Genomic DNA, 13562 nt, shown 5'->3' with positions numbered 1-13562 from the left:
CGCCATTGTTGCGTAATTCCTCAGACCCTGACAAGCGCGGCGGTGATCGCGACTCGGTGCCGTACATCACTTAGGTAAACCTAAGTGTTCACCTGCCGTGACCTGCGGAAACGATCTTTGATCGATCGAAACGCAGGTCGGACCGCCTGTCGGGCCGCGCATGCGCGAAGGGCCGCCGCCGACTAATTCCGTGGCGCCCGAACGCCCCCGCGAGGACACTCGCTCCATGCCCACACCCCTCCCGACCGGCCCACTCGTCACGCAGGCGTCCCTCGCGGCGGATCTGAGGGCACTCGGCGTCCGACCGGGCGACACCCTCCTCGTCCACACCTCCCTCAGCAGCCTCGGCTGGGTGAACGGCGGAGCGGTCGCGGTGGTCCGCGCCCTCCTCGACTCGCTCGGCACCGAGGGCACCCTCGTCGTACCGACGCAGTCCGCGGACATCTCGGACCCGGCCGAGTGGAGCCGCCCGCCGGTCCCGCGCGAGTGGTGGGAGACGATCCGGGCGACCATGCCCGCGTACGACCCGGCGACCACGCCCACGCGCGGTGTCGGCATCGTCCCGGAGGCCGTACGGACCTGGCCGGGAGCCCTGCGCAGCGCGCACCCGCAGACGTCCTTCGCGGCGCTCGGACCGCGCGCCGCCGCGGTGACCGAAGGGCATGCGGTCGACTGCCGGCTCGGCGAGCAGAGCCCGCTGGCGCGCCTGGAGGAACAGCACGCGCGCGTACTGCTCCTCGGCGCGGGATACGAGGCGTGCACGGCCTTCCACCTGGCCGAGTACCGGATCCCGGCCGGGCACGAGGACGTCGGGCGGCCGGGGCCCCACGGCTGGGAACACGTGCGCGAGGTCGCGATCGACTCCGACCGCTTCGACGAGCTGGGCGCCGCCTTCGAGCGCGACACCCCGGTCGTCCGCGGCCGGGTCGGCGCCGCCGGGGCCCGCCTCTTCCCGCTCGCGGACGCCGTGGCGTACGCGGAGAAGTGGCTTCCCGAGCACCGCCCCGCCGCTCCCTGAAGGGTGTTTCGCGTACTTGTGCCCCGCGCGTCCGGGAGCCGCGCCGCGTACCTAGACTTGCCCACCATGCGAAGTGAGCCAGTCGTCCACATCACCGGTCTGGTGAAGCGGTACGGAACCAAGACCGCGGTCGACGGCCTCGACCTCACGGCGGCCCCCGGCATCACGGCCGTCCTCGGCCCCAACGGCGCGGGCAAGACCACCACGATCGAGACCTGCGAGGGCTACCGCAGGCCGGACTCCGGCACCGTCCGCGTCCTCGGCCTCGACCCGGTCAAGCAGGCCTCCGCGCTGCGTCCCCGGATCGGCGTCATGCTCCAGTCCGGCGGCGTCTACTCCGGTGCCCGCGCCGACGAGATGCTCCGCCACATCGCCAAGCTGCACGCCCACCCGCTCGATGTGAACGCCCTCATCGAGCGCCTGGGACTCGGCAGTTGCGGCCGCACCACCTACCGGCGCCTGTCCGGCGGCCAGCAGCAGCGGCTCGCGCTCGCCATGGCGGTGGTCGGCCGCCCCGAGCTCGTCTTCCTCGACGAGCCGACCGCGGGCCTCGACCCGCAGGCCCGGCACGCGACCTGGGACCTGGTGCGGGACCTGCGCGCCGACGGCGTCTCCGTCATCCTCACCACGCACTACATGGACGAGGCGGAGCAGCTCGCCGACGACGTGGCGATCGTCGACGCCGGCAAGGTCATCACGCAGGGCTCCCCGGAGCAGCTGTGCAAGGGCGGCGCCGAGAACACGCTCCGCTTCTCCGGGCGGCCGGGCCTCGACGTGGCCTCGCTCCTCAAGGCCCTGCCCGCCGACGCCGCGGCCGCCGAGCTCACCCCCGGCTCCTACCGGGTCAGCGGCAAGGTCGACCCCCAGCTCCTCGCGACGGTCACCTCCTGGTGCGCCCAGCACGGCGTGATGCCGGAGAAGATCTCCGTGGAACGGCACACCCTCGAAGACGTGTTTTTGGAAATGACCGGCAAGGAGCTGCGCGGATGAGCGCGGGTACATACACCCCCAGCCCCGGAGCCGCCCCGCTCCCCCGCATGATCGCGACGCAGGCCGCGCTCGAGACGAAGATGCTGCTGCGCAACGGCGAGCAGCTGCTGCTCACGGTCGTCATCCCGACGCTGCTGCTCGTGCTGTTCTCGGCGGTCGACATCGTCTCTGTGCCTACTGAAACAGCGGGTGGTTCCGGCAAGGCCGTCGACTTCCTGGCCCCCGGCATCCTCGCGCTCGCCGTGATGTCCACGGCCTTCACCGGCCAGGCCATCGCCACCGGCTTCGAGCGGCGCTACGGGGTGCTGAAGCGGCTCGGTGCGTCCCCGCTCCCCCGCTGGGCGCTGATGACGGCGAAGACGCTCTCGGTCCTGGTCACCGAGGTGCTCCAGGTCGTCCTCCTCACGGTCATCGCGTTCGCGCTCGGCTGGTCCCCGCACGGGAACCCGTTCGCCGTTCTCCTCCTCCTGGTGCTCGGCACGGCGGCGTTCTCCGGTCTCGGCCTCCTGATGGCGGGCACGCTCAAGGCGGAGGCGACGCTGGCCGCGGCGAACCTCGTCTTTCTGCTCCTCCTGGTCGGCGGCGGCGTCATCGTGCCGCTCGACAAGTTCCCCGACGCGGCGCAGTCGGTCCTCGGCCTGCTGCCCATCTCGGCGCTCTCCGGCGGCCTGCGGGACGTGCTGCAGCACGGCGCCGCGATGCCGTGGGGCGACCTGGGGATCCTGGCTGTCTGGGCGGTCGTGGGGCTGGGCGCGGCGGGGCGCTTCTTCCGCTGGGAGTGAGCCGCCGGGCGCGCACGGGGGCGTAACTTGCGTCACAGATGGCCCAGTTACGTCCCCCTCGTGAAGCCGTGCACAAGCGGCCGCCTACGATGGGCCCGTGCCAAAGCTGACCCCCACCGACGCCGCGCGGGCGCTGCGCAATCCGCTCGCCTTCATCGCCGAGTACTGGACTCCCACCCAGCGGACCGTCCAGCGCGCGGCCATGTCCGCCGTCGTCATGACGGTGCTCATCGTCTGCACCGGCGGCGCGGTGCGCCTGACCGGCTCGGGCCTCGGTTGCCCGACCTGGCCCAAGTGCACCGACCAGTCGCTGACCGCGACGAGCGAGATGGGCTTCCACGGAGCCATCGAGTTCGGCAACCGCATGCTCACCTACGTGCTGTGCGCCGCGGTCGGCTGGGCGATCATCGCCGCCCGCTCGCAGAAGCCGTGGCGGCGTCCGCTGACCCGGCTGGGCTGGGCCCAGTTCTGGATCGTGATGGGCAACGCGGTGCTCGGCGGCATCGTCGTCCTGGTCGGCCTCAACCCGTACACGGTGGCCGCCCACTTCGTCCTGACCACCACCCTCCTCACGGTCGCCGTCGTGATGTGGCAGCGCACCCGTGAGGGCGACTCCGAGCCGCGCCCGCTGGTCGGCAAGGCCATCAAGCAGCTGGTCTGGGCCCTGGTCGCGGCGGCCGCGCTGCTGATCCTCGTCGGCACGGTGGTGACCGGAGCGGGCCCGCACGCGGGCGACTCCAGCGACGTCCACCGGATGCCGCTCGACTGGGAGACGGTCGCGAAGGCGCACGCGGTCCTGGCCTGGATCGTGGTGACGCTGACCTTCGCGCTGTGGTTCGTCCTGAAGGCGGTCGACGCCCCCAAGGGCCCGCTGCACCGCACCCGCGACCTGTTCCTGATCCTGCTCGCGCAGGGTGTCATCGGCTACGTCCAGTACTTCACGGACCTGCCGGAGGTCCTGGTCGGCCTGCACATGCTGGGCTCTGCGCTGGTGTGGATCGGGGTGCTGCGCGTGGTGCTCTCGCTGCGCGAACGCCCGGTGACGGAGCCGGACCTCCTGTCGAAGCCGGGCCAGGAACTCTCGGCGGTCTGACGCCCCCGTACGGATTGGTCTGACGCCTCGTACGGGTTCGGAAACGCTCAGGCGGCTCCGAGCCCGTACACCCTCCGCGCCGTCCCGGACGCGATCATCCCGGCGACCCGCTGCGCGTCGCTCAGCGACCACGCCCCGTCGGCGACCCACTCCCCGAGCACCCGCCCGAGCGCCTGCCGGAACAGCCGCGCGCCCACGACATGCAGCTCGGGCAGCCCCTGCGCGCCGGTCGAGAACAGCAGCTTCCCGAACGGCGCCAGCTCCAGGAACTCCGCGAGCAGCCCCGCCGCCCGCGCCCCCGTACGGGCGAGCGCCGGCCCCAGGTCCGCGTAGACGTGCGGGAAGACGCCCGCCAGATGCGCCGCGTGCCGGTGGTACGGGTAGCCGTGCAGCAGCACCACGTCCGTGCCGAGCCCCGCCGTGGCGCGGGCGAACTCGGCGAGCGCCACCGGGTCCGTGTGGTCGAGGTGCCCCCAGCGCAGTTGCAGCGGGCGCCCTGATGCGACGGCGATCCACAGCAGGTGCCGCAGCAGCACCGGGTCCGTCAGGGCGCCGCCGACCTGCCGCCCCGCCAGCCACCGCCCAGCCGCGCCGCGCACCTCCCCGGGCCCCGGCGGCTGCGGCGCGAGCGCGAGCCCGTGGCGTACGCCGGCGACCGAGGTGAAGGCGACCGCGCCGGAGGCCGCGGCGTGCACCGATTCGGCGAGGTTGGCGAGGAAGGAGTCGACGGTCCCCGAGGTGTCCGCGACCTGCTCCGCGAGGAGTTCGAGGCGGATGATCTCGTGGGCCTCGCTCTGGGCCGCGGAGGCCAGCTCGGCGGGCCCGGTCAGATCGTCGGCGAGACCCGTGTCCACGAGATACGTGGTGATGCCGCTGCCGCGCAGCAGCCTGCGCCCCGCCTCGACGACGCCCAGCTCGCGGCGCCTTGCCAGATAGCGGGCGGGCGGACAGTGGGGTTCCAGACCGAGCAGCGGCGGGCACCAGCGGCGCACCGCGAACCCGGTCTGGGTGTCGAAGAAGGTGGTGCCGGGAGCGGGCGGCCCCTCACCCCGGCCGAGGTGGGCCTCGAAGGTGCCGAGGCCCAGCTCCGTACGCAGCACCCCATGGCAGTACTGATCCACGAGGGACGGCGTTTCGATCATCCGGGCTCCCCGTAGGTGGACCGTGCTCCTACAGTCCTAACGGGTGAACGGGCGCCTGGTGTTGCTCGACATCGGCCCCGCACAAACGCCCGATTCAGCCGCCGAGCTGGATGCCCGCCATCCGCTTCCATTCGTACGGGCCCGTCTCGACCTTGGCCGCGAAGTCGCCGTCGAAGTCCTCGTGGACGGTGATGCCCGCCTTCTCGACGGCCTTCTGCGCGACCTCGTACGTCGACGCGACCAGGTCGCCCCAGCCGCCGTCCTCGCCGACGAGCACGATGCGGGTGCCGTGCTCACCGATGTACGCGAGCTGTCCCTCGGCACCGCCGTGCGCCTTGGCGAACGCGCCGATCTGCTGGGCCAGCCTGGCCGCCCGGCGCTCGTCCTTGGCTGCCTTGCGGGGCGCCTCAATCGTCTGAGTCTCTGCCATGGACAGGATGCTACCGACGAGTAGCCGAACAAGCGATAAGTGGGGTGCGTGGCCTGGGCCACGCACCCCACTTATCGAGGACTTCTTATGAAGTTCAGCGCAGGAACGGATCCACCGCGATCGCCACGAACACCAGCGACACATAGGTGATGGACCAGTGGAACAGCCGCATCTCCTTGAGCTTCGCGCCCGTGACCTCGGCCTTGGCGCGGTTCTGCAGACCGTGCGCCTCCCACAGCCAGAACCCGCCGGCGAGCAGCGCGACCGCCGTGTAGAACCAGCCCGTGTAGCCGAGCGGCTGGAGCAGCAGCGAGACCGCCACCATCACCCAGCTGTAGGCGACGATCTGCCTGGCCACCACCTTGTTGGAGGCGAGGACCGGAAGCATCGGAACGCCCGCGCGCGCGTAGTCGTCCTTCACCTTCATGGAGAGCGGCCAGTAGTGCGGCGGCGTCCAGAAGAACATGACCCCGAAGAGGATGATGGGCGCCCACGACATGGAGTTCGTGACCGACGACCAGCCGATGAGGACGGGCAGGCAGCCCGCGATGCCGCCCCACACGATGTTCTGCGCCGTACGGCGCTTCAGGATCATCGTGTAGACGACTACGTAGAAGAGCAGTGCGCCCAGCGACAGCCAGGCGGACAGCCAGTTCACCGCGAAGCCGAACAGCAGCGTAGAGATCACCGCGAGGGCGATACCGAACGCCAGGCACTCGTTCGGGCTGACCATGCCGGTGACCAGCGGACGCTGCGACGTGCGCTCCATGAGGGCGTCGATGTCGCGGTCGTACCACATGTTCAGGGCGTTGGCGCCGCCCGCCGACAGGTAACCGCCGAGGCAGGTGATCAGCACGAGCCAGAGGTCGGGCACACCCTGTTCGGCAAGAAACATCACCGGAACCGTGGTGATGAGAAGCAGTTCGATGATTCGCGGCTTGGTCAGCGCCACGAATGCCTTGACTCGGGCCCCGAACGGCCGCTGACCCCGGCTGCTGCTCGTGCTGCTCGTCCCGAGCGCTCCCGGTGGACGGGATTCGACGGCCGTCACGCACACCCCTGACAGAGACTCCAGCGAGCCCCCGTTGCGGACCACTTGATGTGAAGTCCCGGTAAAGGCTCGCGCGTACCACGCCACTCTAGACGTTGCCCATACCCAGCCCTTCGTGGGGGTGGGTCGTGTTGGCCCGCATGCCGTAACGCCCCTTCCCACCCCACTTCCGGAGCCCGTCCGGATGAGCAATTCCGGCTACGAATGAGCCCCCATCTGAGCGGCCGCGTATTCACGTGTCGAAAGCGCGCCGATCCGCGTCAGGAGGCGGATCCGACAGACTCCCGGCAGTCTGGAATGACTCGAAAAAAAGCACGTTCCAGCGAGGGTAGGCTCGACAACGGCTGGTGACAGACGTCACCGGCATGAGACATGTGGAGAGGAGCCCTGACTCAGGGTGAGCACCAAGCCGACCACCACAGACTTCGAGTGGACCGATGTGGACCAGCGGGCCGTTGACACCGCTCGCGTCCTGGCCGCCGACGCCGTACAGAAGGTCGGCAACGGCCATCCCGGTACGGCGATGAGCCTGGCCCCGGCCGCGTACACCCTCTTTCAGAAGGTGATGCGACACGACCCGGCGGACGCCGACTGGGTCGGGCGGGACCGTTTCGTCCTGTCCGCGGGGCACTCGTCCCTGACCCTTTACATCCAGCTCTACCTGGCCGGCTTCGGCCTGGAGCTGGACGACCTGAAGGCGTTCCGCACCTGGGGCTCCAAGACGCCGGGCCACCCGGAGTACGGGCACACCACCGGTGTGGAGACCACCACGGGGCCGCTCGGCCAGGGTGTCGCCAACGCGGTGGGCATGGCCATGGCCGCCCGCTACGAGCGCGGCCTGTTCGACCCCGAGGCCGCCGCGGGCGAGAGCCCCTTCGACCACTACATCTACGCGATCGCCGGTGACGGCTGCCTCCAGGAGGGCATCTCCTCCGAGGCGTCGTCCATGGCCGGTCACCAGCAGCTCGGCAACCTGATCCTGCTGTGGGACGACAACCACATCTCGATCGAGGGCGACACCGAGACCGCGGTCTCCGAGGACACCTGCAAGCGCTACGAGGCCTACGGCTGGCACGTCCAGCGCGTCGAGCCGAAGGCCGACGGCGACCTCGACCCCGAGGCCCTCTACAACGCCATCGAGGCCGCCAAGGCCGTGACGGACAAGCCGTCCTTCATCGCGCTGCGCTCGATCATCGCCTGGCCCGCCCCGAACGCGCAGAACACCGAGGCCGCGCACGGCTCGGCGCTCGGCGACGACGAGGTGGCCGCCACCAAGCGCGTCCTCGGCTTCGACCCGGAGCAGTCCTTCGAGGTCGCAGGCGAGGTCATCAACCACACGCGCGGCGCCCTGGAGCGCGGCGCGCAGGCCAAGGCCGAGTGGGACAAGCAGCTCGCCGAGTGGCGCACCGCCAACCCGGAGCGCGCCGCCGAGTTCGACCGCATCAACGCGGGCGAGCTGCCGGCCGGCTGGGAGGAGAAGCTCCCCGTCTTCGAGACCGGCAAGGGTGTCGCCACCCGCGCCGCCTCCGGCAAGGTGCTCCAGGCGCTCGGCGGTGTGATCCCCGAGCTGTGGGGCGGCTCCGCCGACCTCGCGGGCTCGAACAACACGACGATCGACAAGACGTCGTCGTTCCTGCCCAAGGGCAACCCGCTGCCTGAGGCCGACCCGTACGGCCGCACGATCCACTTCGGTATCCGCGAGCACTCCATGGCCGCGGAGATGAACGGCATCGCGCTGCACGGCCACACGCGCATCTACGGCGGCACCTTCCTGGTGTTCTCCGACTACATGCGCAACTCCGTGCGCCTGTCGGCCCTCATGTCGCTGCCCGTCACCTACGTGTGGACGCACGACTCCGTCGGCCTCGGTGAGGACGGCCCGACGCACCAGCCGGTCGAGCACCTGGCCTCGCTGCGCGCGATCCCCGGCCTGAACGTCGTCCGCCCCGCGGACGCCAACGAGACGGCGATCGCCTGGCGCGAGATCCTCAGGCGCGGCAAGAAGGAGTACGGGGTCTCGCACCCGCACGGCCTGTCGCTGACCCGCCAGGGCGTGCCGACGTACGAGGCGAACGAGGACACCGTCAAGGGCGGCTACGTCCTGGTCGAGGCCTCCAAGGCCACGCCGGACCTGATCCTGATCGCCACCGGCTCCGAGGTGCACCTGGCCGTCGAGGCCCGCGAGCAGCTGGAGTCCGAGGGCATCGCCACCCGCGTCGTCTCGATGCCGTGTGTCGAGTGGTTCGACGAGCAGGAGCAGGGGTACCGGGACAGCGTCCTGCCGCCGTCGGTCAAGGCGCGCGTCGCGGTCGAGGCCGGGATCGGTCTGACCTGGCACCGCTTCGTCGGGGACGCCGGTCGCATCGTTTCGCTGGAGCACTTCGGCGCGTCCGCCGACGGCAAGGTCCTCTTCAAGGAGTTCGGCTTCACTGCGGAGAACGTGGCCGCAAAGGCCAAGGAATCTCTCGCCGCGGCCAAGCGCTGACGCCCATACACGACCTGTAGGAGATGCAATTTCCATGACAGACGCACTCAAGCGCCTCTCCGAAGAAGGCGTCGCGATCTGGCTGGACGACCTGTCGCGCAAGCGGATCACGTCCGGCAACCTCGCCGAGCTGATCGACGAGCAGCACGTCGTGGGCGTCACCACCAACCCCTCGATCTTCCAGAAGGCGATCTCGCAGGGTGACGGTTACGAGCAGCAGCTCGCCGACCTCGCCGCTCGCAAGGTCACCGTCGAAGAGGCCGTCCGCATGATCACGACGGCGGACGTCCGCGACGCCGCCGACATCCTGCGCCCGGTCTTCGACGCGACGGGCGGCCAGGACGGCCGCGTGTCGATCGAGGTCGACCCGCGCCTGGCGCACAACACCAAGGCGACGGTCGCCGAGGCCCGCCAGCTCGCGTGGCTGGTGGACCGGCCGAACACGCTGATCAAGATCCCGGCGACCAAGGCGGGCCTGCCCGCGATCACCGAGACGATCGGCAACGGGATCAGCGTCAACGTCACGCTGATCTTCTCCCTCGAGCGCTACCGCGAGGTCATGGACGCCTACCTGGCGGGCCTGGAGAAGGCCAAGGCCAAGGGCCTGGACCTGTCCCAGATCCACTCGGTCGCGTCCTTCTTCGTGTCCCGCGTGGACGCGGAGATCGACAAGCGGATCGACGCCCTCGGTACGGACGACGCCAAGGCGGCGCGCGGCAAGGCCGCCCTCGCCAACGCGCGGCTCGCCTACGAGGCGTACGAAGCGGTGTTCGGCAGCGACCGCTGGGCCGCGCTCGACAAGGCGCAGGCCAACAAGCAGCGCCCGCTGTGGGCCTCGACGGGCGTCAAGGACAAGGCGTACAAGGACACCCTGTACGTCGACGAGCTGGTCGCCCCGAACACGGTGAACACCATGCCGGAGGCCACGCTCGAGGCGACGGCCGACCACGGCCAGATCACGGGCAACACCGTCGCGGGCACGTACGACCAGGCCCGCGCCGACCTCGAGGCCGTCGAGAAGCTGGGGATCTCGTACGACGAGGTCGTGCAGCTCCTGGAGGACGAGGGCGTCGAGAAGTTCGAGGCGTCCTGGAACGACCTGCTGAAGTCGACCGAGGCGGAGCTCAAGCGCCTCGCCCCCTCGGAGGGCTGATCCCTTGACCGCACACGGAGCGAACAGCAACCCGCTCCGTGACGCCGCCGACCGACGGCTCCCGCGCATCGCGGGGCCGTCGGGTCTGGTGATTTTCGGCGTTACGGGCGATTTGTCACGTAAGAAGCTGATGCCTGCCGTTTACGACTTGGCGAACCGGGGTCTGCTCCCGCCCGGCTTCTCGCTCATCGGGTTCGCCCGTCGCGAGTGGCAGGACGAGGACTTCGCGCAGGAAGTGCACGACGCGGTCAAGCAGCACGCGCGCACGCCGTTTCGCGAGGAGGTCTGGCAGCAGCTCATCCAGGGGATGCGCTTCGTCCAGGGCAACTTCGACGACGACGAGGCGTTCGAGAACCTCAAGGCGACGATCAACGACCTGGACAAGTCGCAGGGCACGGGCGGGAACTTCGCGTTCTACCTCTCCGTACCCCCCAAGTTCTTCCCGCAGGTCGTGCAGCAGCTCAAGAAGCACGAACTCGCGGACGGCACCAACGGCTCGTGGCGGCGCGCCGTCATCGAGAAGCCGTTCGGCCACGATCTCGCCTCCGCCAAGGAGCTCAACGCGATCGTGCACGAGGTGTTCGACCCGGACCAGGTGTTCCGGATCGACCACTACCTCGGCAAGGAGACGGTGCAGAACATCCTGGCGCTGCGCTTCGCGAACCAGATGTTCGAGCCGATCTGGAACCGGTCGTACGTCGACCACATCCAGATCACGATGGCCGAGGACATCGGCATCGGCGGCCGCGCCGGCTACTACGACGGCATCGGCGCCGCCCGTGACGTCATCCAGAACCACCTGCTCCAGCTGATGGCGCTGACCGCGATGGAGGAGCCCGCCTCCTTCGACGCGGACGCGCTCGTCGCCGAGAAGGCCAAGGTGCTGGGCGCCGTGAAGCTGCCGAAGGACATCGGCAAGGACACGGTGTTCGCGCAGTACGCCGCCGGGTGGCAGGGCGGCGAGAAGGCCGTCGGCTACCTCCAGGAAGACGGCATCGACCCCAAGTCGAAGACCGACACGTACGCGGCCGTCAAGTTGGAGGTGGACAACCGCCGTTGGGCGGGCGTGCCCTTCTATCTGCGGACCGGCAAGCGACTCGGCCGCCGCGTCACCGAGATCGCCGTCGTCTTCCAGCGGGCGCCGCACTCCCCCTTCGACCACACGGCGACGGAGGAGCTGGGGCAGAACGCGATCGTCATCCGCGTCCAGCCGGACGAGGGCATCACGGTCCGCTTCGGCTCGAAGGTGCCGGGCACGTCGATGGAGATCCGGGACGTCTCGATGGACTTCGCCTACGGCGAGTCCTTCACCGAGTCGAGCCCCGAGGCGTACGAACGGCTCATCCTGGACGTCCTGTTGGGCGACGCCAACCTCTTCCCGCGCACGGAGGAGGTCGAGCTGTCCTGGAACATCCTCGACCCGATCGAGGACTACTGGGACAAGCACGGCAAGCCCGCGCAGTACCCGTCCGGCACGTGGGGGCCCGCCGAGGCGGACGAAATGCTCGCACGAGACGGACGGAGCTGGCGGCGCCCATGAAGATCGACCTGACGGACACCACGTCCAGCAAGATCAACAAAGCCTTGGTGAAGGGGCGCCGGGCGATCGGCACCCCCGCCGTCGGCATGGTGCTGACCCTCGTCATCGTCACCGACGAGGAGAACGCCTACGACGCCCTGAAGGCCGCCAACGAGGCCTCGCGCGAGCACCCCTCGCGCACCCTCGTGGTCATCAAGCGCATCTCGCGCTCCCCTCGCGACCGCACGAAGTCCCGGCTCGACGCCGAGGTTCGCGTGGGCGTCGAGGCGGGCACCGGCGAGACGGTCGTCCTGCGCCTGTACGGCGAGGTCGTCAACCACGCCCAGTCGGTCGTGCTTCCGCTGCTGCTGCCCGACGCCCCCACGGTCGTCTGGTGGCCCGTGGACGCGCCTCTGGACCCCGCGAACGACCCGCTGGGCGCCCTGGCCCAGCGCCGCGTCACGGACACGTACGCGGCCGAGCAGCCGGTTCACGAACTGGAGGCCAGGGCCGAGTCCTACGCCCCCGGGGACACGGACCTGTCCTGGACCCGGATCACGCCGTGGCGCTCGATGCTGGCCGCCGCGCTCGACCAGGTGACCTGCGACGTCACCTCGGTCGAGGTCGAGGGCGAGGAGTTCAACCCGAGCTGCGAGCTGCTCGCGATGTGGCTCGCGGACCGGCTCGACGTCCCGGTGCGGCGCAGCCTCTCGGCGGGCCCGGGCCTGACCGGCGTACGCCTGGAGTCCACCTGCGGCCCGATCGTCCTCGACCGGGCCGACGGCACCCTCGCCACGCTCTCCATCCAGGGCCAGCCGGACCGCGCGGTCGCGCTCAAGCGCCGCGAGACGTCCGAGCTGATCGCGGAGGAGCTGCGCCGGCTCGACCCGGACGACACGTACGCGGCCGCGCTGCGGTTCGGCGTGGACCGGCTGGGCGAGCCCGAGGAACAGACGACGGTGCCGGAGTCGGTGTCGTCGGCGGCCTCGGCCGCTCCGGCGGCGGCGCCCGCCCAGAAGGCGGCCGCGAAGAAGGCGCCGGCCAAGAAGGCCTCCACCAAGAAGGCCCCGGCCAAGAAGACAACGACGAAGTGAGCGCAGACAAGTGAGTGCAGCACCCCAACTCGTCGTCCACCGCGACAAGGAGCTGATGGCGCAGGCGGCCGCGGCCCGGCTGATCACCAAGATCGTCGACGCCCAGGCCGCCCGCGGCTCCGCCTCCGTCGTCCTGACGGGTGGCCGCAACGGCAACGGTCTGCTGGCCGCGCTGAAGGCGGCGCCCGCCCGGGACGCGATCGACTGGGGCCGCCTCGACCTGTGGTGGGGCGACGAACGGTTCCTGCCGGACGGCGACCCCGAGCGCAACTACACGCAGGCGAAGGAGGCGCTGCTCGACGCGGTGCCGCTCGACCCCGCGCGCGTGCACCCCATGCCCGCGTCGGACGGTCCCTTCGAGGTGGAGGCCGCGGCCGAGTCCTACGCGGCCGAGCTCGCGAACGCCGCGGGGCCCGAGGACCACGGCCCCGTGCCGACCTTCGACGTCCTGATGCTCGGCGTCGGCCCGGACACGCACGTCGCGTCGCTCTTCCCGGAGCTTCCGGCGGTCCGCGAGAGCGAGCGCACGGTCGTCGGCGTGCACGGCGCCCCCAAGCCCCCGCCCACCCGCACCACGCTCACGCTCCCGGCGATCCGGGCCGCGCGCGAGGTGTGGCTGCTGGCCGCGGGCGAGGACAAGGCGAAGGCGGCGGCGATCGCGCTCTCCGGCGCGGGCGAGATCCAGGCCCCGGCGGCGGGCGCGTACGGCCGCTCGCGCACGCTGTGGCTGCTGGACGCGGCCGCGGCTTCGCAGCTGCCGCCGGAGCTGTATCCGCCGGCTGTCGCGTAACAGCGGCTTACGTCA

12 protein-coding genes are annotated in these 13562 nt (G+C 70.4%); 9 read left to right on the top strand and 3 right to left on the bottom strand.

Annotated elements, in window-relative coordinates:
• Positions 1–226: 226 nt before the first annotated feature.
• From ACOKM3_RS30700 to ACOKM3_RS30685, 4 genes are all read left to right on the top strand, one after another.
• On the top strand, positions 227–1018 hold the full coding sequence (locus ACOKM3_RS30700; protein ID WP_426904257.1) for an AAC(3) family N-acetyltransferase: 792 nt from the start codon (positions 227–229) through the stop codon (positions 1016–1018).
• A 66-nt stretch (positions 1019–1084) separates the two neighbouring features.
• Positions 1085–2008, top strand: coding sequence for an ABC transporter ATP-binding protein (locus ACOKM3_RS30695; protein WP_426904256.1), 924 nt, complete (start codon positions 1085–1087; stop codon positions 2006–2008).
• Positions 2005–2790, top strand: coding sequence for an ABC transporter permease (locus ACOKM3_RS30690; protein WP_426904255.1), 786 nt, complete (start codon positions 2005–2007; stop codon positions 2788–2790). Before ACOKM3_RS30695 ends, ACOKM3_RS30690 begins: the two co-directional genes overlap by 4 nt.
• Positions 2791–2887: 97 nt before the next feature.
• Positions 2888–3883 (top strand): COX15/CtaA family protein, encoded by a 996-nt coding sequence (locus ACOKM3_RS30685; RefSeq protein ID WP_426904254.1) that lies wholly within the window; start codon positions 2888–2890, stop codon positions 3881–3883.
• Positions 3884–3930: 47 nt separating this feature from the next.
• Here ACOKM3_RS30685 and ACOKM3_RS30680 read toward each other — a convergent pair whose 3' ends face one another.
• The 3 genes from ACOKM3_RS30680 to ACOKM3_RS30670 form a co-directional block, all read right to left on the bottom strand.
• Complete coding sequence (locus ACOKM3_RS30680; protein WP_426904253.1) at positions 3931–5025, bottom strand: amidohydrolase family protein; 1095 nt, start codon at positions 5023–5025, stop codon at positions 3931–3933.
• 94 nt (positions 5026–5119) lie between these two features.
• Positions 5120–5455 (bottom strand): hypothetical protein, encoded by a 336-nt coding sequence (locus ACOKM3_RS30675; protein WP_426904252.1) that lies wholly within the window; start codon positions 5453–5455, stop codon positions 5120–5122.
• A gap of 94 nt (positions 5456–5549) precedes the next feature.
• Positions 5550–6512 (bottom strand): heme o synthase, encoded by a 963-nt coding sequence (locus tag ACOKM3_RS30670; protein WP_426906942.1) that lies wholly within the window; start codon positions 6510–6512, stop codon positions 5550–5552.
• A gap of 391 nt (positions 6513–6903) precedes the next feature.
• Here ACOKM3_RS30670 and tkt point away from each other — a divergent pair, with 391 nt between their 5' ends.
• The 5 genes from tkt to pgl are packed head-to-tail and all read left to right on the top strand — an operon-like array spanning position 6904 to position 13547.
• Positions 6904–8991, top strand: coding sequence for a transketolase (gene tkt / locus ACOKM3_RS30665; RefSeq protein WP_426904251.1), 2088 nt, complete (start codon positions 6904–6906; stop codon positions 8989–8991).
• A 34-nt stretch (positions 8992–9025) separates the two neighbouring features.
• A complete protein-coding gene (tal, locus tag ACOKM3_RS30660) occupies positions 9026–10144 on the top strand; it encodes a transaldolase (RefSeq protein WP_426904250.1) in 1119 nt (372 codons plus the stop codon).
• A gap of 4 nt (positions 10145–10148) precedes the next feature.
• Positions 10149–11684, top strand: coding sequence for a glucose-6-phosphate dehydrogenase (gene zwf, locus ACOKM3_RS30655; protein WP_426904249.1), 1536 nt, complete (start codon positions 10149–10151; stop codon positions 11682–11684).
• On the top strand, positions 11681–12757 hold the full coding sequence (opcA, locus tag ACOKM3_RS30650; RefSeq protein ID WP_426904248.1) for a glucose-6-phosphate dehydrogenase assembly protein OpcA: 1077 nt from the start codon (positions 11681–11683) through the stop codon (positions 12755–12757). The genes zwf and opcA overlap by 4 nt, the downstream gene beginning before the upstream one ends.
• Before the next feature lie 10 nt (positions 12758–12767).
• Positions 12768–13547 (top strand): 6-phosphogluconolactonase, encoded by a 780-nt coding sequence (pgl, locus tag ACOKM3_RS30645; RefSeq protein ID WP_426904247.1) that lies wholly within the window; start codon positions 12768–12770, stop codon positions 13545–13547.
• Positions 13548–13562: the final 15 nt, after the last annotated feature.

It is taken from the genome of Streptomyces nidicola (assembly GCF_050106155.1).
Classification (GTDB): Bacteria; Actinomycetota; Actinomycetes; order Streptomycetales; family Streptomycetaceae; genus Streptomyces.
The sequence above is the reverse complement of the archived record's forward strand: the minus strand, read 5'-3'. Positions and strand labels throughout refer to the sequence as shown.